This is a genomic window from Jannaschia formosa (assembly GCF_003340555.1).
GTDB classification, from domain to species: domain Bacteria; phylum Pseudomonadota; class Alphaproteobacteria; order Rhodobacterales; family Rhodobacteraceae; genus Jannaschia; species Jannaschia formosa.
The window spans coordinates 76,485-97,459 of sequence record NZ_QPLJ01000001.1; the positions used below are offsets into that span (position 1 = coordinate 76,485).

Consider the following 20,975-nt stretch of genomic DNA (forward strand, 5'->3'; position numbering starts at 1 on the left):
TGGGGACGGGGCCGTTACGGCCCCTGCCCATGCCGGTCCATCCCGACATGACCGCCAGCCTCGGCTGGTATCCCGCCGCCCGCCCCGCCTGGGAAAGGCTGTGGGACAGCCTACGCGCGCGGCTCGGTTTCGGGCCAGATACGCTGGCCTGGCCCGAGGAGTTCATGCCGCACTGGCGCGACCCGGGACTCGTCCTGTCGATGACCTGCGCACTGCCGATGCGGCTGGGCCTCGGCGCCCATGTCTCCGTCGTCGGCGCCCCGGTCTGGGACCTGCCGGGCCTGCCGCCCGGCACCTACGCCTCGCATCTTGTGACCCGGGCCGACGACCAGCGCCCCCTGCCCGAGGCCGCCGCCGCGGGTCTCGCCGTCAGCACCCCCGACAGCCAGTCGGGCCGCGGCGTGTTGCGCGAGGCGGGGCTGGCCGGTCCGATCCTGCTGACCGGCGGCCATGCCGCCTCGATCCGGGCCGTGGCCGAGGGCCGCGCCCATCTCGCCGCCATCGACGCCGTCACCTGGGCGCTGGCGCCCCATCCGGGCCTCGCGATCCGGGCGACGACGCCGCCCACGCCCTCGACGCCCTTCATCACCGCCCGCGCCGACTGGCGCGCCCCCGTCCGCGCCGCGCTGGAGGCCGCGATCGCGGCCATGCCGCCCGAGGACAGGAGCGCCACGAAACTGATCGGCGTGACCGATCATCCGGCCTCCGCCTACGCGCCCGACCCCGCCGCGGCGCTCTGACGCCGCGCGGCCATTGCAATCCGCGCGATTCTGCGGCGTAAACGGCGGAGCCCGACAATCCGGAGGCCCCGTGGCCACATCCCCGCCCGTCATCGAGATCCGTGCGCTCCACAAGGCCTATGGCCAGCTTGAGGTGCTCAAGGGCGTGGACCTGCGCGCCTGTCAGGGCCAGGTGGTGTCGCTGATCGGTTCGTCGGGCTCGGGGAAATCGACCCTGCTGCGCTGCGCCAACCTGCTCGAGGACAGCCAGCAGGGCGACATCCTCTTCTGCGAGGAGGCGGTGATCTGGCGCGGCACGGGCCATCACCGCCGGCCAGCCGATCCGAAGCAGATCACCCGCATCCGCACCAACCTCTCGATGGTGTTCCAGAGCTTCAATCTCTGGTCCCATCTCACGATCCTCCAGAACGTGATGGAGGCGCCGGTGCAGGTGCTGCGCCGCGACCCTGCCGAGGTCGAGGCGGCCGCGCGCGGCTATCTCGAGAAGGTCGGCATCGGCGACAAGGCCGATGCGTGGCCCGCGCAACTTTCGGGCGGACAGCAGCAGCGCGCCGCCATCGCCCGCGCGCTCTGCATGGAGCCGAAGGCCCTGCTCTTCGACGAACCGACCTCCGCGCTCGACCCGGAGCTCGAGCAGGAGGTCGTGCGCGTCATCAAGGCGCTGGCCGAAGAGGGCCGGACCATGGTCATCGTCACCCACGACATGAAGCTGGCCGCCGATGTCAGCGATCACGTCATCTTCCTTCACCAGGGCCTGATCGAGGAGGAGGGCGCGCCCTCCGAGCTGTTCGGCGCCCCCAAATCCGAGCGGCTGCGGGGGTTCCTCTCCGCGACCGCTCACTAACCGGGACCGCGCGGTGCAACGCCCGGCCCATCCAACAGAGAGACCGAGATGAAACTGATCCTCGCGACCACCGTCCTAGCGCTGACCGCCTCTGCCGCGTTCGCCCAGCAGACCGTCCGCATGGGCACCGAGGGTGCCTATGCCCCCTACAACTTCATCAACGACGCCGGCGAGGTCGACGGCTTCGAGATCGAGCTTGGCAACGAGCTCTGCTCCCGCGCCGGACTGACCTGCGAATGGGTCACGAACGAGTGGGATTCGATCATCCCGAACCTCACCTCCGGCAACTACGACACGATCATGGCCGGGATGAGCATCACCGACGAGCGGGACGAGGTCATCGACTTCACCCAGAACTACTTCCCGCCCGCCGACAGCGCCTATGTCGCGCTTTCCGAGGATGCCGACATCACCGGCGTCATCGCCGCGCAGACCAACACGATCCAGGCCGGCCATGTCGCCGAGTCGGGCGCGACCCTGCTGGAATACGCCACCTATGACGAGACGATCGCCGCCGTGCGCAACGGCGAGGCCGACGCCGTCTTCGCCGACCGCGACGCGCTGGTGCCGACGGTCGAGGAGTCGGGCGGCGAACTCGTCTTCGTTGGCGAGGGCGTCCCGCTCGGCGGCGGCATCGGCATGGGCCTGCGCGAGAGCGACGACGAACTGCAGGAAACCTTCAACGCGCAGGTCACCGCGATGAAGGAGGACGGCACGCTCAACGAGCTGATCGTGAAGTGGTTCGGCGAAGAGGCCGCGACCTTCGAGTGAGACGATGTGGGGGCCGTGGACACGCCTGCGTCGCTGGCTGCGGCCCCTTCCGATCGTCGGACATGTCTTCTGCTTCCGTCGGATATGGGACAGAGCCCCCCGGAGCCGGGCGCGGCGGATCGGCCCGTCCGGCTTCGAGGCCGATATCGTGGCGCGCAAGGTCGAGGTGCAGACGGCGCTCCGCCGGGCGATCGAATATGCTGCGACGCATCTCGATCCGAAACTCGAACTGGTCGCGACGCGGGAGGCCGATATCCGTGACTTCCCGATGAACCTTCATCTCGGCCAGGTAGGACACCGTCGACATCCGGGCGCCGGACTCGGTCTGGGAGGCTGACGGATGTTCTCCTTCTGCACCGACCCCGACACGCTAGGCACCCTGCCCTGGCTCGCCTGCTACCTGACGACCGGCGTGCATCTGAACTTCTACGCGGCCTTCGGGACCGTCCTGATCCTGCTTGCCGTCACGGCGCCCACAGCGCTCGCCTTCGGCTTCGGCGGCGCGATGGCCGCGCGCTCGCGGGTCGCGCCGCTCCGGTGGTTCGGCCAGGGCTACATCGCCATCGTGCGGGGCGTGCCTGACATCGCCTTCTTCCTGTTCTTCGTCATCGCGCTCGACCAGGGCTTCGAATACCTGCGCCATGTCACGCTCTGCCCCGACTGGGATCAGCCCATCCGGCAGGGCGCCGACTTCCTCGTCTGCCCGGAAGCCAAGCTGCCGCTCGGCAGCGCCCCGCAATGGGCGCACGAGGGCTACGGATTCGCGCTGGCCGTCCTGACCTTCGCCATCGTCTTCGGAGCCTTCGCGGCCAACGTGCTCTACGGCGCGATGCGGGCCGTGCCGCGCGCGCAGGTCGAGACGGGCGAGGCCTACGGCATGACCTCGCGCCAGACCTTCCGGCGGATCGTCGTGCCGCAGATGTGGGTCTATGCGCTGCCGGGCCTGGGCAATCTGTGGATGGTGCTGATCAAGGCCACGCCGCTGCTGTTCCTGCTGGGCGTCGAGGACATCGTCTACTGGGCGCGGGAGCTCGGGGCGGCCAAGACGCCGCGTTTCACGGCCTACCCTCATCCGGACTGGCGGATGTGGTATTTCCTCGCGCTGCTCATCTTCTACCTCGCCTTCACCCGCGTCTCTGAAATCGTCATCGCGCGACTGTCGGACCGGCTGTCGCGCGGGCAGGCGACGGCGGCGGGCGAGGCGATGCGCAGGGCGGGCGCGTGATGGAGGAATGTCTCCAGACCATCGCCGATTACGGGCTGCGCTCCATCGGCATCGGCGAGCGGCTGCTGCCGCGCACGGACTTCACGCTCTGCCAGCAGTTCACGCTGATCGGCTCGGGCCTGATCTGGAACGTCTATTTCGGTCTGCTCGCCCTCCTCTCGGGCTTCGTGCTGGCGACGGCGGTGGCGCTGGGCAAGGCCTCGGCCAATCCCCTGCTGCGCAAGCCGTCCGAGTGGTTCATCTTCCTCTTCCGGGGCTCGCCGCTCTTCATCCAGTTCTTCTTCGCCTATTTCCTGTTCCTGTCGCTGAAGCAGGTCGCCCCCTGGACCGAGCCGCTTTCCTCGGCGGCGCTGGGCGCACTGGTCGTGCTGTTCCTCAACACCGCCGCCTATTCCGGCGAGATCTTCTACGGCGCGCTGCGCTCCGTCCCCAAGGGCGACACCGAGGCGGCGGCGGCCTACGGGATCGAGGGCTGGACGCGATTCAAGCGCATCACCTGGCCCACCATGCTGCGACTGGCCTGGCCGGCCTACACGAACGAGGCGATCTTCCTCTTCCACGCCACGACGCTCGTCTTCTTCACCGGCTTCCCGGCACGTCAGCAGCAGGCCGACTCGCTCTATTACGCCCAGTATTTCGCGGACAAGACCTTCAATCCCTTCGTGCCCTACCCGATTCTGGCGGGCTATTTCATCCTTCTGACCCTGGGCATCATCGGGGTCATGGGGATCGTGAACCGCCGCCTGAACCGGCATCTTCCCCAGGCCGCGGCACGACGGCCACGGCTGCTTCCGCAGATCATCCGATGAACGAAGTCTCGCCCGAGCCGGTCCGGGCCGACGGCTCGGCCCCGCCGACGCGCGGCGGCTGGCTTGACGCCCATCCCCACATCCATTCGGTCCGCGCGGCGGCCTGCGACCTGAACGGGCAGGCGCGCGGCAAGCGTTTCCCGCGCCGCTTCGCGCACAAGCTCGAGAAGGAGGGCACCCGCTTCCCCTACTCGGTCCTGAACCTCGACATCTGGGGCGAGGACATCGAGGACAGCCCGCTGGTCTTCGAGACGGGCGATGCCGACGGCATCCTGCACCCGACCGAGCGGGGCTACCTTCCGATGCCCTGGCTCGACACGCCGACCGCGCTGCTGCCCTTGTGGATGTCCCATCCGGACGGACGGCCCTTCGACGGCGACCCGCGCCATGCGCTGGCCCGGGTGCTAGCCGGCTACGCCGCGCGGGGCCTGACGCCCGTGGTCGCGACCGAGATGGAGTTCTATCTCGTCGATGATTCGACCCGGCAGATCCGCGTGCCGGTCTCGCCCCGGTCGGGCAAGCGCAGGCCGGGGGCCGAGACGCTGTCGATGCGGGCGCTCGATTCGTTCGACGTCTTCTTCACCCAGCTCTACGACGCCTGCGAGGAAATGGACATTCCGGCGAACACCGCCATTTCCGAGGCGGGGATCGGCCAGTTCGAGATCGACCTCGCGCATCAGCCCGACGCGCTGAAGGCGGCGGACGATGCCTGGCTGTTCAAGCTGGCGCTGCGGGGGCTGGCGCGGCGGCACGGCTTCGCGGCCAGCTTCATGGCGAAGCCCTACCCCGACTACGCGGGCAACGGGATGCACGTCCATTTCTCGGTCCTGGACCGGGACGGGCGCAACATCTTCGACGACGGGACGGAGGCGGGCTCGGCCAGCCTGCGCCACGCGGTCGCGGGGCTTCTGAAGGCAGCGCCGGCCACGACGCTGATCTTCGCGCCCCATGCCAACAGCTATGACCGGCTGGTGCCGGGGGCGCATGCGCCGACCGGACTCGCCTGGGCCTACGAGAACCGGACCTCGGCGATCCGCATCCCGGCCTCGCCCCCGGTGGCGCGGCGGATCGAGCACCGGATCTCGGGCGGGGACGTGAACCCCTACCTCCTGCTCGCCGCGATCCTCGGAGCCGCGCTGGCCGGCATCGAGGACGGGGAGGAGCCGCCCGCCCCGATCACCGGCAACGCCTATGGCATGGACCTGCCACGCATCCCGTCGAGCTGGGCCGATGCCGTGGACCGCTTCGCGACCGATCCCTGGACGGCACGCCTGCTCCCGACGGTGCTGATCGAGAACATGGTGCTGACCAAGCGGCAGGAGATGCGCGACATCGAGGAGCTTTCCGAGGCAGACCGCATGGAGCTCTATCTCGACACGGTCTGAACCATCCGACCCGTCCCCTCCCGGCCGGCCCTCGCCGAGCCCTTCCGAAAGCCCCCTTTGCCACGGCCTCGCGCGCCCGGGCGATCGACTCAATGGCCTTCCGCCGACGGCAGATCGGTCGGGCGCCGGTTCAGACCCGGCGATGAGGGAGCGACAACGTGGTCCCCATGGGCGTCACGGCCCTCGGCAGGGTCCCGCCAGCACCATCGCCCAGTAGAGGCGCCCGTTGCGCCCCCTTGCCCATGCGAGCGCGGCGCGGTCGTGACGGGGGTTCAGGATATTGGCGCGGTGGCCCGGCGAGCGGAGCCAGTCGCGCGTCACCCGCGCGGCGCTGCGCTGCCCGCTGGCCACGTTCTCGGCAAGGTAGCAGGGCCGATGGCCGACGGCACGCGCCCGCGCGACGAGGCTCATGCCGCCCGGACCGTCATGGCCGATGCGCCCGCGCTCGGCCATGTGGTCGGCCTGCATCTGTGCCGCCCGCAACAGCACCGGATCGGGCCGGAGCCCCGGCAGGCCCTGCTGCGCCCGCGCGGCGGCGGCCAGCGACACCCCCTCCGCCGCGGCCGGACCGGCGAGGGCGAAGGAAAGCAGAGCGAGGAGGAACAGGATGCGCCACATGCGGGAACGCTAGCGCAGGGGGATTAACAAACTCTTGCGGCCGGGCTCCACCACCGCCACCGCGAAAGCGTTCGCCGGTACCCTCGGGCCGCAATGCCCCCAACAGGTCCCGGCCGCACAAGGCCCGGCGCATTCTTTTCCTGTTCAGCTTTGTCGCCCGGCGCTATAGCGTGCGCCCGAAACCCCGAGGACAAGATGAAGATCGGTATCCTGATGGCCGGCCACGCCCCCGATCCGGTGCGCACGGAGAAGGGCGATTTCGACGCCATGTTCACCCGGCTGCTGGACGGCCATGGCTTCGACTTCGACGTCTACGACGTCGAGAACATGCAGTTCCCCTCCGGTCCCGAGGCCGCCGACGGCTGGCTCGTCTCGGGCTCGCGCCACGGTGCCTACGAGGACCATCCCTTCATCCCGCCGCTCGAGGAGTTCATCCGCGCGACGATGGAAGCCGGCATCCCGCTGGTCGGGATCTGCTTCGGCCACCAGATCATCGCGCAGGCCCTCGGCGGCCGGGTCGAGAAGTTTGCCGATGGCTGGGCCATCGGGCGGCGGACCTATGTGCTGGCCGACGGCAGCGAGGTCGCGCTGAACGCCTGGCACCAGGACCAGGTCCTGACCCTGCCCGAGGGCGCGACGCGGCTGGGCTCCAGCGCCTTCTGCGAGAACGCGGTACTCGCCTATGGCGACCGGGCCTTCACCGTCCAGCCTCATCCCGAGTTCCCGGGCGAGGTCGTCGAGGCCTATGTCGACCTGCGCCGTGGCTCCGGCACCTATCCGGACGACCAGCTGGAGCAGGCCGCGCGCGACGCTGCGCTCCCGCTCGATACGGGGCGGCTGTCGGACGCCATCGCCCGGTTCTTCAAGACGCGGGTGGCGCATGTCTGACTGGATGGACAACCTGCCCGAACACGCGCGGACCTGGCTGGACGGGCGCCGGCTGGACGAGGTCGAGTGCATCGTCGCCGACCTGTCGGGGATCGCCCGCGGCAAGGCGATGCCGGCGGCCAAGTTCGCCAAGCAGTCGCGCTTCTACCTGCCCAACTCGATTTTTCAGCAGACGATCACCGGCGACTGGGCCGACGATGGCGACGCCGACTTCCTCGAGCCGGACATGATCCTGACGCCGGACTTCACCACCGCCTGCGCCGCGCCCTGGACGGCGGACTGGACGCTCCAGATCATCCACGACATGGCCGACCAGTCGGGCGCGCCGGTCCACACCGCGCCGCGCAACGTCCTGCGCCGGGTGGTCGATCTCTATCATGCGCGGGGCTGGAAGCCCGTCGTCGCGCCCGAGATGGAGTTCTACCTCGTCGCCCGCAACACCGACCCCTCGAAGCCGGTCGAACCTCCGATGGGCCGCTCGGGCCGCCGCGCCGCGGGGCGACAGGCCTATTCGATGTCGGCGGTCGACGAATACGGCCCCGTCATCGACGACATCTACGACTATGCCGAGGCGATGGGGCTCGAGATCGACGGCATCCTGCAGGAAGGCGGCTCGGGCCAGGTCGAGCTCAACCTGCGCCACGGCGACCCGGTGAAGCTGGCCGACGAGATCTTCTACTTCAAGCGGATGATCCGCGAGGCGGCGCTGCGGTCGGACTGCTACGCGACCTTCATGGCCAAGCCGATCCAGGACGAGCCGGGTTCGGCCATGCATATCCATCACTCCGTCGTCGACATCGCGACGGGTCGGAACCTCTTCGTCGACGAGAGCGGCATGGAGACGCAGGCCTTCCTGCACTTCATCGGCGGCATGCAGAAGCACCTGCCCGAGGTGATCGCGCTGCTGGCCCCCTACGTGAACTCCTACCGGCGCTACGTCCGCGACTTCGCCGCGCCGATCAACCTGGAATGGGGCCGCGACAACCGCACCACCGGCCTGCGGGTGCCCGTCTCGGAGCCCGAGGCCAAGCGCGTCGAGAACCGGATCGCGGGGATGGACTGCAACCCCTATCTCGGCATCGCGGCCTCGCTCGCCTGCGGCTATCTGGGCCTCGTCAACCGCATCGACCCGGCGCCGCAATTCACCGGCGACGCCTACGATTCCGCCGAGGGCATCCCGAACCACCTCTCCGAAGCGCTGGACCTGTTCGAAGAGGCCAAGGCCATGCACGAGGTCCTGCATCCCGACTTCGCCCGCGTCTACACTGCGGTGAAGCGCATGGAATACACCGCCTTCCTGCAGGTCATCTCTCCGTGGGAGCGCGAGCACCTTCTGCTCAATGTCTGACTGGCTGCACGCGAATGGCGACGCGGGCGTCTGGCCGGACACCTGGTATGCCGAGGGCCTGACCCTGCCCGCCCCTCGTCCGCCGCTGGACGGGGACCGGGCCGTCGATCTCTGCGTGATCGGTGGCGGGATCACCGGGCTGTCGGCGGCGCTGCACGCCGCGCGTGCGGGCCTGTCGGTGATCGTGCTTGAGGCGCACCGGGTCGGCTGGGGCGCCTCGGGCCGCAACGGAGGCCAGGTCGGCTCCGGCTTCAACTGGGACCAGCCCCGGCTGGAGGCGCGGCCCGGCACGGATGCGGCCGCGCTCTGGGCGCTGGCGGAAGAGGCCAGGACGCTGACGATCGGCCTCATCGCCGAGCACGCCCCCGAGGCGGATTTCCGCCCCGGCGTCCTGTCAGCCTGCCTGTCGGAGCGAGAGCTTCCCGCCTATGCCGGCTGGGCCGAGCGGATGGGGCGCGACTACGGCACCGACTACGAGGTGCTCGACCGCGCCGGGATCGCCACCCGGATCGGGACCGAGGCCTATGCCGGCGGCGTGCTGGACCGGAGGGCGGGCTACTGCAATCCGCTGGCCTATGTCCTGGGGCTCGCGCGGGCGGCCGAGGCGGCGGGCGCCGAGATCTACGAGACGACCGAGGTCATCCGGATCGGCGAGCGGGTGGAGACGGGCTCGGGCCATGTCTCGGCGCGCTTCGTTCTGCAGGCCACGAACGGCTACGCCCCCGGCCTGACGGCCAGAACGGCGGCGCGGGTGCTGCCGATCAACAATTACATCGCCGTGACCGAACCGCTGCCGACGCCGCCGATGGCCGACCCGGTCGCCGTCGCGGACGGACGCTTCGTGGTCAACTACTTCTGGCAGACGCGGGACGGGCGGCTCGTCTATGGCGGGGGCGAGAGCTACGGGCGCCGCTTCCCCTCGGACATCGCGTCGCGGGTCCGGGTGAACATGGCGCGGGTCTATCCCGACCTGGCCGGGGTGCGGCTGACCCATGCCTGGGGCGGCACGCTGGCGGTGACGGCGACCCGCCTGCCCTACCTGGCCGAGGTCGCGCCGGGCCTGTTCTCCGCCGGGGGCTATTCGGGCCACGGGCTGGCGCTGTCGGCGCTGTTCGGGAAGGTCAGCGTCGAGGCGATGCGCGGCGAGCGGTCGCGGTTCGACACGCTCGCCAGCCTGCCGACACCCGCCCTGCCCGGCGGCCGGGTGCTGGGCCCTTGGGCGGCGCAGGCGGGCATGCTGTTCGGAGCGATGCGAGACCGGCTGGTGCGGTAGGGGCGCCCGGCCCGTTGCGCTCGGCGCGGTCAGTGGCTCGTCCGGGGTCGCCGGGCCCGGATCGACGCGTCTGTTGCCTGGCCCGAAGCGGTCGCCGAGCCAGGTCCGACTCGGGCGTCCCCCTCCGGCAGCAGGACGGCGAAGAATCTTTGCCGGTCAATGGGTCAGCGACCTCGATCCCGGTCAGCTCTTCGACGCGGCCTTTGCCGGTGATCCGGCTTTCGCCGACCCCGGTGTCGGGATCGATGTGGTTCGGGTCCGGTTGCGACAGCGGGGATGGAGGCCACTGATCCCGCTTCGTTATTACTGGACGCGGGCCTCGAAGAAGAACTGGGAGCCGTCGTCGTAGGCGGCGATGGCGATGCCTCCGACGGGGCGCCAGCCCTCTTTCATCGCGGAGCGTACCTTCTTTTCGAGGACCGTGTGGGACTCGCTGCGTATGATCTTGTAATCCATTATGAAATCCTTTCGATCCGCACGCCCCCGGAGATCGCGGGCACGGCGGCACTCTGCAATGCTGCAACTGCGAAATCCAGACCTTCCCGAGCCCCGGAGGGCGCCGGATTTCACGGGTGATCCGCGTCGGACCGACGGGTGATCCGCGTCGGACGTGGGTCAGGCGCCCAGCAGGTCGAGCGTGGCGGGATCCGGGTCGCCTCCGAAGAAGCGGTCGAGGACGGGCTGGGCGAAATCGGCCCCCGCCTCGCGGAAGAGCGTCATGGAGGAGCGCAGCTTCATCGCGTCGATGCCGCCCAGGATCGCCTCGGCCGGGGGGGCGTGGGCCAGCAGCGCCCGCGCCGCCTGCTCCAGCCGGGGTCCGAGGACCGGGTCGGCGAGAAAGGCGCGGGCCTCGGCGAGGTCGGCGATGGCGTAGTGACGCGCCGTGGGGGAGCGGCCGAGCCCCGCGACCTGCGGGAACACGAACCACATCCAGTGCGACCGCTTCCGCCCCGCGCGGAGTTCGGCGAGGGCGGTGGCGTAGGTGTCGGCCTGGGCGTCGTGGAAGCGGGAGAGGTCGGGCATGATGGCCCGCAGGGTGGGTGAAAACCCACCCGAGTGCAAATGGTGGGTCTTCACCCATCCTACGCTTGCTGAAATTGACAGAGCGACCAATACGCGATACGTATCGCATATGATCCGTTCGTTCCGCGACAAGGACAGCGCCAGCCTCGCCGCGCGCGAACGGGTTCGCCGGTTCCACGGCTTCGAGCGGGTGGCGCTGCGCAAGCTGGCGATGATCGAGGCGGCGACGGTGCTGGACGACCTGCGCGCGCCGCCCGGCAACCGGCTGGAGGCGCTGCGCGGCGACCGGGCCGGCCAGCACTCGATCCGCATCAACGACCGATGGCGCATCTGTTTCGCCTGGATCGACGGGGAGGCTCACGATGTCGAAATCTGCGACTACCACTGACCTGCTGGCGCCGGTGCATCCGGGCGAGGTGCTGTCGGAGGAGTTCCTGACGCCTCTGGGCCTGTCGGCCTCGGCGCTGGCCCGGCGCATCGGGGTGCCGGCCAACCGCGTGTCCTCCATCGTGGCGGGCAAGCGCGCGGTGACGGGAGACACGGCGTTGCGGCTGGCCCTGGCCTTCGGGACGACGCCGGAGTTCTGGATGCGGTTGCAGATGGGCTGGGATCTGGCGGTCGCGCGGGACGGGTTCGAGGGGGAGGTGGAGCGGGTGGTCGGCTAGTTGGTCTTTCGACCTACCGCCGGGGGCGTGGGTTTTTCTCCCACCCTACGCTTGCTTACATTATGCAGATATTATCCGGGAATCTTTAGAACAGGAAATTCAGGGTCGCCGGATGCCGCTCGCAGCGCAACGCCCACTCTCGGGGTAAGATCTGCCAGACGTTGCCTATCGATTTCGATATTCTCGATTATCTGACCGATCAAGTCATTTAGCATTGCAATATGGCTAAGCGCTCTCTGCGCGGCTTCACCTCGTGCCTCTACTCGACCAACCAAACCGTCCATCTCCTTTGCAGGTAGGAAGTTCTGTAGCTCGGTACGCAGAGAGCCATAATGCGCGAACGAAGCAAGGGTGCTCTGCACGCTGAGTTGTGCCAGCTGAAGGTCCGAAAGTAAGGAGAATTCTTTGGACCGGCTCAATAGGACTAGGTCGTCAACAGTGTAAAAAACTTGTTCGACAGGCGAAGAAATTACTGGAATAACCAAGGCCCACGGCTCGACCTCCTCGAGGCCCTGTTCCGAAGCGTCCTCAAAACATGATGAAATGTGATCGTCGAGCACCCTAAGGCGCGCCGCCATTGTTTGATAACCGGCATAAAACCGAAGTGTATGTGAATAGTCTTCTGAAGAGCGTCTAGAACGCGCTTCTTCTCGATCTCTTGCGAAAGACCTATTTTGCACCCAAAGAGTGACCAATCCAGTTATCAACCCGCCGGAGAGAGCGCCGAAGAGAGCACCAACTGTTGCGTTATCGAGATTGTCTAGGATCATCTCGACGTGCCTTCGCCCGAGCAGGCCGGATATACCAGCGCAGTAGGCACTGAACAGTATAAGTGCGAATCGGCCTTCCATACCACGCTCACCCCACCACCCCAATAAACTCCCGCCACTCCCCCTTGCTCATCCCGCTCGTCTCCTGCGTCACCTCTTCCCCCGCGAGCATCCGGCGGAGGCACTCGACGCCGCGTGCCGACAGGGTCGCGCCGCCGAGGCGGTAGTCCTCGAAGGCGCTATACGCATAGGGCACCCAGTCCTTAACGATTTGGCAAAGAGTCTCGGCGTAGACACGAATCTCCATCTGCGCATGGGCGTCGGCGCGCAGGCGGAGGAAGTGAAACAGGTTGTGGAGGTCCACCTTCCAGTACCATTGCGTGTAGATGTTCGCCGGCAGGTTCATGCGGGCCAGTTCGCGGGCGAGGCCCTGCTGGGGCGCGCCGTCCGGCGCCTCCTCCCCGATCATCGCGGCGTAGTGGTCGTAGGCGCGGGTGCTGTCCTCGCGCAGCCAGTCGAGGACGCGCGCGGCCTCCTCCCCCGACAGGGCCGCGCCCCGGCCCTGGTTGTTGGTGGAGGATTGCGCGGCGAGGTCGGATTCGGCGGGGATGTAGAACTCCCGGTCGAGGATCGAATAGCGGGCGGAGTATTCGTTCACGTTGGCGGTGCGGTGGCGGACCCACTGGCGCGCGACGAAGACGGGCAGCTTCACGTGCAGCTTGATCTCGCACATCTCGAAGGGCGTCGAATGCCAGTGCCGCATCAGGTAGCGGATCAGCCCCTCGTCGTTGCTGACCGCCTTCGTGCCGCGCCCGTAGCTGACCCGCGCGGCCTGGGTGATCGCGGCGTCGTCGCCCATGTAGTCAATCACCCGGACGAAGCCGTGGTCGAGCACCGGATGGGCCGTGTAGAGATGCCGCTCCATCCCCGGCGCGGTGGCGCGGAGGGTCTGGTGGGTCTGGGCGCGGGCGGCCTCGATCTCGGCCTGCTGGTCGGGGGTCATGGCGGTTCCTCGTGATTCCCGCACATGTGTATCGCAGCCGGGGGGATTGTTCAGCGCTTCCGGGGCGCTAGGGTGCGCCCGAACCCGCAAAAGGAGGCGAAGATGCCCATCACCTATCTGCACACCATGGTCCGCGTGAAGGACCTCGACGCATCGCTGGCCTTCTACAAGATGCTGGGACTGGTGGAGCGGCGCCGCTCCGAGAACGAGAAGGGGCGGTTCACGCTGGTCTTCCTGTGCCCGCCCGAGCAGGCCGACGGCCATGCCGACGTGGAACTGACCTACAACTGGGACGGCGACGAGGGGCTGCCCTCGGACAGCCGCCATTTCGGGCACCTGGCCTATACCGTCGACGACATCTACGAGACCTGCCAGATGCTGATGGACAACGGCGTCACCATCAACCGGCCGCCGCGGGACGGGCACATGGCCTTCGTGCGCTCTCCGGACAACGTGTCGATCGAGCTGTTGCAGGCGGGCGAGCGGAAGCCGCCGCAGGAGCCCTGGGCCTCGATGGAGAATACCGGCCATTGGTGACGGGCTCGCCCCAATCTCGCCACATGCTGCGGATAGGCGCCCTCCTGTGAGAATCGGGAGGGTGGCATGTGGTTTGGTGGTGATGTCGGGGGCCGGGTCCTGGCCGGCACGGGTGCTGTCTGCGCCGCGGCGCTCTGCGTCCTGATCTGGAGCGGGGCGGAGGCCGAGCCGGCCGCGCCCGAGCCGGTGGAGGCCGTGCGGCTGCCTGACGGCGCCGGCTACGTGCCCCACGACCCCGAGGGGTTCGACGCGCTGGCGACGGGTCTGGCCGCGCTGCCGCCGGAGGAGCTGGCGCAGATGGCGGGCTTCGCCGCGGCGCTGGCGGCCGACCTGGACGAGTTCAGCTCCGACGAGCTGGCGGGCCGGGTCGGGGACCTGATCACGGTGGTGGACCTGGCCTATGCCGACGCCCGCCAGGCGCGGCCCGGGCGGCCGGGCTACGACGCCGAGAGGCTGCGGGGGATCGCCGACCGGATCGGCTACGACACCGAGGGCCTGCCGGGGGGCTGAGCCGCGTCGGCTCCGCTGGCACCGGGCGGGCGCGGGGGCGCAACGTTGGACCCTGCGGATATGCGGGCATGGAAGCGGAGGAGGGCTTCAAGTCTGACGGGGCTTGGACGACAGTGCTGACGGGATGTCTCGGTCCGAAGAACGCCGGACCGATGCGGGTCTTTCGGGCCCTCTCGGTGCGGCGCAGTTCGCGGCGTCGAAGGCTCTACGGCTCGACGGGGAGGACGGCGGCGGCGACGCGGCGGCCTTCGCCGACCAGCACGTTGTAGGTGCGGCAGGCGGCGGGGGTGTTCATGACCTCCAGCCCCATTCCGGCTTCCTCGACGGCGACACGCAGGTCGCCGGGGACATGCGCGATCTCCGCCCCGGTGCCGACCAGCACGACATCGACCTTGTCCGACAGCGCGACCAGCGCCGTGGCATCGCGGTAGCCGCCCCAGGGCGTCAGGGCCGTGGCATGCAGGATCAGCGCTCCCTCCACGACTTCCCCGCCGACGCGGAAGAAGCCGGGGCCATAGCCGTCGAAGGGGCGGGCGGCGTCGAAGGTGACTTCGCTCAGGTTCATCTCTTGCTCCGGTCGGCGGCCTTCGGGGGCCGTGGTCTGACAGGCAGGGCCGGCAAGGCCCCTGCCCGGGCACCTAGCCCGGATCGCGCGCGGGTCCAAGCGGCGCCGGAGCGCGGGGATTGTCCTCAAATCGCCGACGGTATCCGCGCGTCCGGTCAGGAGGATGCCACATTCTTCGGCCATGAACGCGAGGACCGATCCGATTCCGCCCAGGGAGACCGACCGATGCTTACGCCCCTCTGCTTCCTCCGCGACGAGTCCGGGGCCGTCACCGTCGACTATACCGTGCTGGTCGCGGGCGGCGCCGCGGTGGCCCTGGCCACGCTGGCCGTGCTGGGCGGGGCGGCGCGGGACTGGCTGCGCCTCGTCGAGGAGGAGTCGGTCGACGACGGGATGGTCTCCGGCACCTGGGCCGCCGCGATGCGCGACTATCAGCCGGCCAACCCGGTCATGTATTCCAGCCTGATCGAGGATTTCGGCATCCTCACGGATGCCGAGCTCGACGAGATCGAGAAGTTCGTCAACGACTATGTCGGCGAGATGCAGCCGCTGGCCGAGAACGAGAGCGACAACAGCCTGCTCGCGGACCTGACCTCTGCCGTCGGCTATTCCTACATGGACCGGGTGCGCAAGCGTCCCTACGGATCCGGGGCAAACATGCAGGAGGTCGGGCGCATCGCCGTGAAGATGGGCTGGGACAACTCGATCATCACCATGTTCGGCGACTCGGAAACCTGAGCCGCCCCTGGGGCGTCCTAGGCGGACCGCCCGCAGTCATTCCGATACCAGCCTCGCAGCGGTGCGCGGTCATGTGGCGCGCCCGGCAGACTGCCGTGACGGGCGAAGCGAAGCGGCCGGGAGCGGGGCGGAGCGGAAATGCCCCCAGCGCCCTGCTTTCGCCTTGGCCGGGCGCGACACGGCCGTTCGTCTTCCGGGGCTTCCGGAGGGGCGCTTGCCGGATCGCCGGAATCGGAGCCCGGGGACGAGGCGTGACAGGCGCGATTCGGGCAAGGCGCCGTCACAGCGTGCCGGGCAGCAGGGGTCAGGCGTTGAGGGACTCGATATAGGCGCGCAGTTCCGCGGATTCCTGCCGGGCCTCGCGCAGGCCGTCCATGGCGGCGCGCAGCTCCGCTTCCTTCTGGTGGATCTCGGTCTGAAGCTCCTGCTCGCGATATTGCAGGTAGGTGATGGCCTCGTCGCGCTGCTCCTCGGCGGAGTGGAGCGCCTGGGCCATGTTCTCGAGTTCGGCCATGTCGGAATGGGTCACGCGGCTGAACCGGCTGACCACCCAGAAGGCGAACCAGCCCAGCGCGAAGGCCAGGAACAGGATGACCGCGATGGCGACGACGAATTCGGTGCGGTTCATTCCCCGGTCTCCTCTGGGGTTTCTTCCGCCGGGGCGGGATCGGGTTCGGCGGGTTCGGCCTCCGGCTCGGCCGCGCGCGCCTCGGCCTCGGCCTCCAGCGTGGCGGCGTCGCGGCGTCCGAGCAGGGTGAAGGTGATGCGCCGGTTCGCCTCGCGCCCGGCCTCGCTGTCGTTGCTGGCGATCGGCTCGGTCTCGCCGTAGCCGCGGGCCGTCAGCTGCGCGGGCGGCACGCCGCGCTCGATCAGGGCGAGGCGGACGGCCTCGGCGCGGGCGCGCGAGAGCTCCTGGTTCATCGTCTCGCGGCCCTGGCTGTCGGTATGGCCGCCGATCTCGAAGGCGGCGCGCTTGCAGTCGGTCAGCTTGGAGGTGAGCATGGCAAGCTGGCCGTCCCCGGTCCCGTCCAGCACCGCGGCGCCCGGCGCGAAGGTCAGCTTCTGCTCGACGAGGATGTCGTTGAGCTGGACCTCGCATTCGGAGGGGCTGGGGATGTTCAGCGCCGGATCAAGCTCTTCCAGATACTCGACCTCGATGGCGTATTCGGCGCCCGCGCCCAGCTTGTCGGAGAGCAGGCGGCTGATCTCGGCGTCGGCACGCGGGTTGCCGGTGACGCCGCGGACCGAGACGAGCGCGGGCTGGACCGTGACCGATCCCTGCTGCAGCTCGCCCAGCACGTCGATGGCGGCGAGGACCCGGGCGGGCCAGCCCTCGGGCAGGGTGTCGTCCTGCCGGGTGGCGATATAGGTCTCCTCGCTGCCGAAGCGGGCGCGGCCATAGGCCAGCACGGCCTCTTCCTGCGCCTCGTCGAAGAGCCGGCCGCGCAGCTGCACCTGCCCCTCGGGCGAGCGGATGGCGAGGAATTCGGGCGTGCCGGTCGGGCCGGTCGCGGCCTCGCCCTCGGGCTGCGGCAGGATCGCGGTCAGCACGAAGAGCTCGGGCAGCGCGGTCTCGAGCTCGGCCACGACGCGGTCGAAGAGCGCCTGCGCCGTGCCCTCGGCGGCGGTCAAGGTGACGTCGGCATCCGAGAGCGTGACGGTGCCCGCGCCGAGCTCGCCCAGCGCGGAGATCGAGACCGCCGCCGCCTCGCCCCAGGAGGCGGAGGGCACGCCGAGCCCGGTTACGCAATCGGCCTTGCCCTCGAACCCGGCGTCGATGGCGGCGCGCAGGATCAGGCGCTGCGCCTCGGGGCCGTCGACGGCGCAGGCCTCGAACCGGGCGGGCGCGTCCGCGGGGCGCACGAAGCGCAGGGTGAAGGGCGTGATGACGGGCCGGGGCGCCTGGATGTCGAGAGCGATGGAGACGCCCTCGGGCCGGGTGCGCGAAAGCTCGGCCTCGAGCCGCCGCCGCTCGGCGTCGCTGTCGGCGACGGCGGTGATCTCGACCCGTCCCGGCTCGACCGAGATCTTGGTGCGCGGCAGCCGGTCGAGCACCGAGAGCGCGAAGCGCACCGAGGGCTGCCAGGTCGCGGGCGGCTGGCGGTCGATCTGTTCCACGAGGTCAGTGATCTGCATGTCGTCGCGCCGCAGGAGCGTGTCGAGCGGCCCGCCGGCGACACGCTCGGGCGTGAGGCCTATGAGGGAGACGGCGGTCTCGTTGCGCAGGATCTCCAGCGCGAAGCGGGGCGCGGCGGCAGGCTCGGTGGCGGCGACGTCGATCGCGTCGACAAGGCGCGCGGGCGCGACGACGTCCCCCGCCTCGGTCATGGCGCGGAAGCGCGCGCCTTCGTCCGGGGCGCGGCCGGCGAGGATCAGCTGCAGGCCGTCGGTCTGGACGTCCACCCAGGTCAGCCCGGCGATGCCCATGCGTTCGGTCACGGCGGCGCGGGAGGTCCGCTCGATATAGCCGGCGGCGGTCCAGGCCGCGGCGGTGGCGCCGCCGGCGGCGGCGGCCAGGACGACCAGCGTCGCGATTGTCTTGGCTCGGCTCATGGCATCCTCACAGGTCCGGGCTGCTTACAACCGCTCCGGGTGCGGAGCAATCAGAGGACCGCGGCGAGAGCGAAAAACGGCAGGGGGATGAGCCCGGTCGTCCGGTTCGCGCGGAAGAGGGCCAGGCAGGCCGCGGGGTCCGAGATGTCGAGCCGGACCAGCTGCCAGGCCAGGTGCCAACCCATCGCCCAGGCGCCGAGCAGCGCCGCCATCGCCGGAAGAGGCGGCAGGGCCACGAGCGCGGCGGCCGAGATCAGCACCACGGTCGCCATCAGGAAGACCTGCATCCACGGCTTCGGCCGGTCCCCGAAGCGGCGCGCGGTCGACTTCACGCCGATCAGCGCGTCGTCCTCGACGTCCTGGTAGGCGTAGATCGTGTCGTAGAACAGCGTCCAGGCGATGCCGCCGAGATAGAGCAGGACCGGCGCGAGGGACAGCGACCCGGTGAAGGCCGCCCAGGCCAGCAGCGCGCCCCAGTTGAAGGCGAGCCCGAGGAAGACCTGCGGCCACCAGGTGAAGCGCTTGGCGAAGGGATAGACCGCGACCGGCAGCAGCGACAGCACGCCCAGCGCGATGGCCGTCGGGTGGAAGGTCAAGAGGATGCCGAAGGACACGAGCGACTGAAGGCACATCCAGACCAGCGCGCCCTTGACGCTCACCTGCCCCGAGGGGATCGGCCGCGACCGGGTGCGGGCCACGGCGCCGTCGAAGTCGCGGTCGGTCACGTCGTTCCAGGTGCAGCCCGCGCCGCGCATCAGGAAGGCGCCGATGGCGCAGCCCAGCGCGATCCAGATCGCGACGGGGCGGAAGCCGGTCGCCGCCACCGCCAGGGTCAGGCCCCACCAGCAGGGGATCAGCAGCAGCCAGGTCCCGATCGGCCGGTCGGCGCGGCTGAGACGCAGGAAGGGCCGGGCCGGCGCCGGCGCCAGGGTGTCGACCCAGTTGCCCTTGACCGCATCGGCGACTTGGCCTTGACCGGAGGCGGGTTGTGACATGTCGGGGAGGCCCCTTTGGATAGCAAGGTCAGGCTTCATGTAGGCCAGCCGGTGGGGGCGGGGCAATCGCTCGACCTGCCGCGGGACCAGGCGCATTACCTGAGCAACGTCATGCGGCTGGCGCCCGGCGACAGTCTGACCGTCTTCGACGGCGCCTCGGGCGCCTGGCGGGCGCGGGTCGAGGACCTGTCGAAGCGCGGGGGCGTCCTCGTCTGCGAGGACCGCGTCGCGCCGCAGCGGAACCCTCCGGATCTCTGGCTCGTCTTCGCGCCGATCAAGAAGGCGCGCACCGACTTCATCGTCGAGAAGGCGACGGAGCTGGGGGCTGCGCGCATCTGCCCCGTCTCGACCCGCTTCACCAACTCGGAGCGCATCCGTCAGGACCGGCTTCAGGCCCATGCGATCGAGGCGGCGGAGCAATGCGGCGGCACCTTCGTCCCCGAGGTGGCGGAGCTTCGGCCGCTCGACCGCCTGCTCGCCGACTGGCCCGAGGGCCGCGCGCTGGTCTTCTGCGACGAGACGCTGTCGGACGACCCGCTCTGGGCGGAGGAGGGCGAGGCGGGCGTCTGGCCCCCGGCGCCCGCCGCGATACTGATCGGGCCGGAGGGCGGCTTTTCTCCCGAGGAGCGGGCGCGCCTGCGCGCCCTGCCCTTCGCCACGCCGGTCGCGCTGGGCCCGCGCATCCTGCGCGCCGACACGGCGGCGGTCGCGGCGCTGACGCTGTGGCAGGCGGCGCGCGGCGACTGGCGGTGACGCCGCCGCGGCTGCACGTCCTGACGGCGGCCGAGGCGCCGGCGGCGGTGATCCTGCGGCGCGGCCCCTCGCGCCAGGTGGCGACCTGGCTGTGGGATCGGGCGACCGGCACCCTGACCGAAGGGCAAGGGATGCGTGGGCGGATCTTCCCGCTCCGCTCGGACCTGTCGCCCGACGGGCGGCACATGGTCTACCACGCCGATACAGGGCGCGGAGGCTATCGGACGATACTTTCGCGCGCGCCCTGGCTCCGGGCGCTGGTGCAGATCCCCCATGCGGATGGCTGGGGCGGCGGCGGGGCCTTCACCGGACCGGGCGAGGTCTGGCTGAACGGCGCCACCCTGCCGCCCTGCGCCGAGCTGCGGCAGAGCCCCGACCCGGCGGCCTATCCCCCCTCGACCGACGGTCTGCACATGGGCGGCACGCAGGTCGCCAAGCTGGTCCGGCGCGGCTGGACACATGAAGGCGGCACCGGATACGCCGCCCGCCTGTCGCGTCCCCTGCCCGGCGGCTGGACCCTGACGCAGCACTTCCGCGCCACCATGCCTGTTGCCGCGCGCTACGGTCTGCGCGCGCCGGACGGGGCGGAGCGGCCGACGGACTGGGACTGGGCCGATCTCTGGGACGGAACGCTTCAGGTGACCGAGGCGGGCCGGATCGCCCGCGTGACCGACATCGAGACCGGCACGACCGAGACGCTGCACGACCTGACCGGCCCGGTCTTCGCGCCGCGCAAAGCGCCCTACGAGGGCGCGCGCCACTGAAGCCGCACCGAGATTTGCGTTGACCCGCGCCGGAGGAGGGCGGAGATTCGCGGCATGACCGACATCTCCCTGACCATCGCCCCGTCCCCGGCGCACCACGCTCCGCCGCGCGGGGCGACGGTCCGCCGATTAACAATCCCGCAGGGAACTCCCGCGAATCGGCCGACGTTTTTCCGCAGTGAGGCAGACGCCTCCCGC

At 69.7% G+C, this 20,975-nt stretch carries 26 protein-coding genes; 17 read left to right on the forward strand and 9 right to left on the reverse strand.

Annotated elements, in window-relative coordinates; translation table 11 throughout:
* The first annotated feature begins 29 nt into the window (after window positions 1–29).
* From DR046_RS00425 to DR046_RS00455, 7 genes are all read left to right on the forward strand, one after another.
* On the forward strand, window positions 30–740 hold the full coding sequence (locus DR046_RS00425; RefSeq protein ID WP_115378834.1) for a PhnD/SsuA/transferrin family substrate-binding protein: 711 nt from the start codon (window positions 30–32) through the stop codon (window positions 738–740).
* Between the two features lie 70 nt (window positions 741–810).
* Window positions 811–1,584 (forward strand): ABC transporter ATP-binding protein, encoded by a 774-nt coding sequence (locus DR046_RS00430; protein ID WP_115378836.1) that lies wholly within the window; start codon window positions 811–813, stop codon window positions 1,582–1,584.
* A gap of 48 nt (window positions 1,585–1,632) precedes the next feature.
* Complete coding sequence (locus tag DR046_RS00435) at window positions 1,633–2,355, forward strand: transporter substrate-binding domain-containing protein (protein ID WP_115378838.1); 723 nt, start codon at window positions 1,633–1,635, stop codon at window positions 2,353–2,355.
* A gap of 148 nt (window positions 2,356–2,503) precedes the next feature.
* A complete protein-coding gene (locus tag DR046_RS23180) occupies window positions 2,504–2,692 on the forward strand; it encodes a hypothetical protein (protein ID WP_135227234.1) in 189 nt (62 codons plus the stop codon).
* A gap of 3 nt (window positions 2,693–2,695) precedes the next feature.
* Window positions 2,696–3,580 (forward strand): ABC transporter permease, encoded by an 885-nt coding sequence (locus tag DR046_RS00445; protein WP_115378842.1) that lies wholly within the window; start codon window positions 2,696–2,698, stop codon window positions 3,578–3,580.
* On the forward strand, window positions 3,580–4,389 hold the full coding sequence (locus tag DR046_RS00450) for an ABC transporter permease (protein ID WP_115378844.1): 810 nt from the start codon (window positions 3,580–3,582) through the stop codon (window positions 4,387–4,389). The genes DR046_RS00445 and DR046_RS00450 overlap by 1 nt, the downstream gene beginning before the upstream one ends.
* Window positions 4,386–5,774 carry a glutamine synthetase family protein gene (locus DR046_RS00455; protein ID WP_115378846.1) on the forward strand — a complete coding sequence of 463 codons (1,389 nt, stop codon included), beginning with the start codon at window positions 4,386–4,388 and terminating at the stop codon, window positions 5,772–5,774. The genes DR046_RS00450 and DR046_RS00455 overlap by 4 nt, the downstream gene beginning before the upstream one ends.
* 174 nt (window positions 5,775–5,948) lie before the next feature.
* On the opposite strand, the gene DR046_RS00460 is transcribed toward DR046_RS00455, so the two are convergent.
* Complete coding sequence (locus DR046_RS00460) at window positions 5,949–6,392, reverse strand: CAP domain-containing protein (protein ID WP_115378848.1); 444 nt, start codon at window positions 6,390–6,392, stop codon at window positions 5,949–5,951.
* 195 nt (window positions 6,393–6,587) lie between these two features.
* Here DR046_RS00460 and DR046_RS00465 point away from each other — a divergent pair, with 195 nt between their 5' ends.
* The 3 genes from DR046_RS00465 to DR046_RS00475 are packed head-to-tail and all read left to right on the forward strand — an operon-like array spanning window position 6,588 to window position 9,901.
* On the forward strand, window positions 6,588–7,280 hold the full coding sequence (locus DR046_RS00465) for a type 1 glutamine amidotransferase (RefSeq protein ID WP_115378850.1): 693 nt from the start codon (window positions 6,588–6,590) through the stop codon (window positions 7,278–7,280).
* A complete protein-coding gene (locus DR046_RS00470; RefSeq protein ID WP_115378852.1) occupies window positions 7,273–8,628 on the forward strand; it encodes a glutamine synthetase family protein in 1,356 nt (451 codons plus the stop codon). The genes DR046_RS00465 and DR046_RS00470 overlap by 8 nt, the downstream gene beginning before the upstream one ends.
* Entirely contained in the window at window positions 8,621–9,901 is a 1,281-nt protein-coding gene (locus tag DR046_RS00475; RefSeq protein ID WP_115378854.1) for an NAD(P)/FAD-dependent oxidoreductase, read from the forward strand. Before DR046_RS00470 ends, DR046_RS00475 begins: the two co-directional genes overlap by 8 nt.
* A 303-nt stretch (window positions 9,902–10,204) precedes the next feature.
* Here DR046_RS00475 and DR046_RS00480 read toward each other — a convergent pair whose 3' ends face one another.
* Window positions 10,205–10,357, reverse strand: a complete 153-nt coding sequence (locus tag DR046_RS00480; protein WP_115378856.1) for a DUF1737 domain-containing protein — start codon at window positions 10,355–10,357, stop codon at window positions 10,205–10,207.
* A gap of 159 nt (window positions 10,358–10,516) precedes the next feature.
* Window positions 10,517–10,924 carry a DUF1810 domain-containing protein gene (locus tag DR046_RS00485; protein WP_115378858.1) on the reverse strand — a complete coding sequence of 136 codons (408 nt, stop codon included), beginning with the start codon at window positions 10,922–10,924 and terminating at the stop codon, window positions 10,517–10,519.
* Window positions 10,925–11,033: 109 nt separating this feature from the next.
* On the opposite strand from DR046_RS00485, the gene DR046_RS00490 reads away from it, so the two are divergent.
* Both DR046_RS00490 and DR046_RS00495 read left to right on the forward strand, forming a co-directional pair.
* Entirely contained in the window at window positions 11,034–11,312 is a 279-nt protein-coding gene (locus DR046_RS00490) for a type II toxin-antitoxin system RelE/ParE family toxin (protein ID WP_115378860.1), read from the forward strand.
* Window positions 11,287–11,589: a HigA family addiction module antitoxin gene (locus DR046_RS00495; RefSeq protein WP_115378862.1), complete on the forward strand. Its 303-nt coding sequence runs from the start codon at window positions 11,287–11,289 to the stop codon at window positions 11,587–11,589. Before DR046_RS00490 ends, DR046_RS00495 begins: the two co-directional genes overlap by 26 nt.
* 71 nt (window positions 11,590–11,660) lie before the next feature.
* On the opposite strand, the gene DR046_RS23185 is transcribed toward DR046_RS00495, so the two are convergent.
* Complete coding sequence (locus DR046_RS23185) at window positions 11,661–12,359, reverse strand: hypothetical protein (protein WP_135227235.1); 699 nt, start codon at window positions 12,357–12,359, stop codon at window positions 11,661–11,663.
* A gap of 88 nt (window positions 12,360–12,447) precedes the next feature.
* Entirely contained in the window at window positions 12,448–13,362 is a 915-nt protein-coding gene (gene thyX / locus DR046_RS00500) for an FAD-dependent thymidylate synthase (RefSeq protein ID WP_115378864.1), read from the reverse strand.
* 102 nt (window positions 13,363–13,464) lie between these two features.
* Between thyX and DR046_RS00505 the strand changes: the two genes are divergently transcribed.
* On the forward strand, window positions 13,465–13,899 hold the full coding sequence (locus tag DR046_RS00505) for a VOC family protein (protein WP_115378866.1): 435 nt from the start codon (window positions 13,465–13,467) through the stop codon (window positions 13,897–13,899).
* Between the two features lie 66 nt (window positions 13,900–13,965).
* Window positions 13,966–14,409: a hypothetical protein gene (locus tag DR046_RS00510; RefSeq protein ID WP_115378868.1), complete on the forward strand. Its 444-nt coding sequence runs from the start codon at window positions 13,966–13,968 to the stop codon at window positions 14,407–14,409.
* A gap of 205 nt (window positions 14,410–14,614) precedes the next feature.
* Here the strand turns inward: DR046_RS00510 and DR046_RS00515 are convergent, their stop codons facing one another.
* Window positions 14,615–14,974 carry an Mth938-like domain-containing protein gene (locus tag DR046_RS00515; RefSeq protein WP_115378870.1) on the reverse strand — a complete coding sequence of 120 codons (360 nt, stop codon included), beginning with the start codon at window positions 14,972–14,974 and terminating at the stop codon, window positions 14,615–14,617.
* A 225-nt stretch (window positions 14,975–15,199) separates the two neighbouring features.
* Between DR046_RS00515 and DR046_RS00520 the strand changes: the two genes are divergently transcribed.
* A complete protein-coding gene (locus tag DR046_RS00520; protein ID WP_115378872.1) occupies window positions 15,200–15,712 on the forward strand; it encodes a hypothetical protein in 513 nt (170 codons plus the stop codon).
* A gap of 304 nt (window positions 15,713–16,016) precedes the next feature.
* On the opposite strand, the gene DR046_RS00525 is transcribed toward DR046_RS00520, so the two are convergent.
* Genes DR046_RS00525 through ubiA form a run of 3 tightly spaced genes read right to left on the reverse strand, consistent with a single transcriptional unit; the run spans window position 16,017 to window position 19,260 of the window.
* Window positions 16,017–16,340, reverse strand: coding sequence for an MreC domain-containing protein (locus tag DR046_RS00525; protein WP_115378874.1), 324 nt, complete (start codon window positions 16,338–16,340; stop codon window positions 16,017–16,019).
* The gene (locus DR046_RS00530; protein ID WP_115378876.1) at window positions 16,337–18,265 is read right to left on the reverse strand and encodes an OmpA family protein; all 1,929 of its coding nucleotides are present in this window, start codon (window positions 18,263–18,265) and stop codon (window positions 16,337–16,339) included. The genes DR046_RS00525 and DR046_RS00530 overlap by 4 nt, the downstream gene beginning before the upstream one ends.
* A gap of 50 nt (window positions 18,266–18,315) precedes the next feature.
* Window positions 18,316–19,260 (reverse strand): 4-hydroxybenzoate octaprenyltransferase, encoded by a 945-nt coding sequence (ubiA, locus tag DR046_RS00535; RefSeq protein WP_245190740.1) that lies wholly within the window; start codon window positions 19,258–19,260, stop codon window positions 18,316–18,318.
* Window positions 19,261–19,275: 15 nt separating this feature from the next.
* On the opposite strand from ubiA, the gene DR046_RS00540 reads away from it, so the two are divergent.
* Together DR046_RS00540 and DR046_RS00545 are read left to right on the forward strand one after the other, a co-directional pair.
* The gene (locus DR046_RS00540; protein WP_115379692.1) at window positions 19,276–20,013 is read left to right on the forward strand and encodes a 16S rRNA (uracil(1498)-N(3))-methyltransferase; all 738 of its coding nucleotides are present in this window, start codon (window positions 19,276–19,278) and stop codon (window positions 20,011–20,013) included.
* The gene (locus DR046_RS00545; protein WP_115378880.1) at window positions 20,010–20,777 is read left to right on the forward strand and encodes a hypothetical protein; all 768 of its coding nucleotides are present in this window, start codon (window positions 20,010–20,012) and stop codon (window positions 20,775–20,777) included. Before DR046_RS00540 ends, DR046_RS00545 begins: the two co-directional genes overlap by 4 nt.
* Window positions 20,778–20,975 lie beyond the last annotated feature (198 nt).